The 1446-nt window shown below is 63.8% G+C and carries 1 protein-coding gene; it reads right to left on the reverse strand.

Annotated elements, in window-relative coordinates; genetic code table 11:
• Positions 1-44: 44 nt before the first annotated feature.
• Entirely contained in the window at positions 45-1334 is a 1290-nt protein-coding gene (locus AC1DD5_RS25635; protein ID WP_477523124.1) for an ISL3 family transposase, read from the reverse strand.
• Positions 1335-1446 lie beyond the last annotated feature (112 nt).

Genomic DNA, 1446 nt, shown 5'->3' on the forward strand with positions numbered 1-1446 from the left:
TGGCTCTTCACGGTTCGTGGGGAAATGGATTCCCGGGATGAGCGTCATGCCGCCGTCCGGACGGCACTTCTCAAGAGAATAACCGATTTGTAGTTGGCGGCATTGCGGTAGCCGCGGGCGGTTCGCTTGATGTTTTTGATTGCTGTGTTGTTGGCCTCGACCTTGCCTGTCGTGGCCCCGGTAATAATGAGCACTTCAATCTCTTTCCACCACCGGCAGACGGTGCGGTAGAGCCTGTTCGTTTCCGGCCGTGCAGCTGCCTTCACGAGTTCCTCAAGTTCGTTCTTCGCCGCAGCGGCGTCGTCCAGGGAGCCGGTGCGCAGGAGAACCCGGAGCTGTTCCTTGACCTTCCACACGGCCCGCAGGGTGCCTGTCGGATCGTCGGCGGCGAACACTTCCTCGAGCCGGTGGGCGGCCCTGCAGCTGAGGGTGTCGCCGCCGCGCAGGAGCAGCATGCGGTGAGCCCAGGCCTTGTCGACGGCCCGTCCGCGCCGGCCCTTGACCTGTTGAGAGAGGTTCTGCCGTGTCTCGGTCACGGCCTGGTTGGCCAGAGAGACCAGGTGGAAATGGTCAACCGCGACCGCGGTGCGGGGAAGCCACATCCGCAACGCCTTCCTGAACGCCGCCGAAGGGTCGATCGCGACGACCTGCACGCCCAAGCGCCACTGAAGCGGCCGGGCGAAGAGCCAGTCCCCGACGCCCCGGTGGTCCCGGCCATCGACGACACCCAAGACCTGGCCGGTGTCCAGGTCCACGATCGTTGTCATCCACGGCTCGAACCGCCTCCAGGCCTTGGATTCAGGGTCCTGGAAGTAGCGCACGGACCGGAACCGGTGCTCATCGATGCCCAGCATTCTTGGGCTCAGCTGATCCACATCCGGCAGAGTGAGGAAACAGGCTTCGTTCAACGCGACACGGACCATCCACCAGGACACCGCGAACGCCGCGGCCGTTTCCGATACGGCCCGGCCCGAACGGATGACCGCGTCCACGAGCTGGTCCCGAAGCCGGCCGGTGGAGCGTGCACGGCGCGGGACCTGGGGCGTGGATTCAAAGAACGAGAGCCTCTCGCAGGCCGACTCTTCGCAGTACCAGCGGTACTTGGACCAGAGCACTTCGACTGGCCCGGCAACAGGAATATCCCGGACCCGCTGCAGGCGGCGTTCCTTCCGTCGGGAAGAAATCACACCACAACTCGGGCAGCCCGGTGGCTCGTTGGTTTCAACGATGACCTGCCGGCAGCCGGCAATGACAGTAGTGGAAATGACGCGGTAGTCGGGCAGGTTGAAGAGGATGGTGGCAGCGTCAGCTGCGACCCCGGTAGGCTCGTTCAAGGCTCGTGGTCCTGTTCCAGGTTGAATGCTTAGACACACTCATCCCAGCAGGGCCACGGGCCCTCTTGTCTTCAACGACACGAACTCACTTCCCCACCAACCACGAAGAGCC

The sequence above is a fragment of the Paenarthrobacter sp. 10L420 genome (assembly GCF_056395385.1).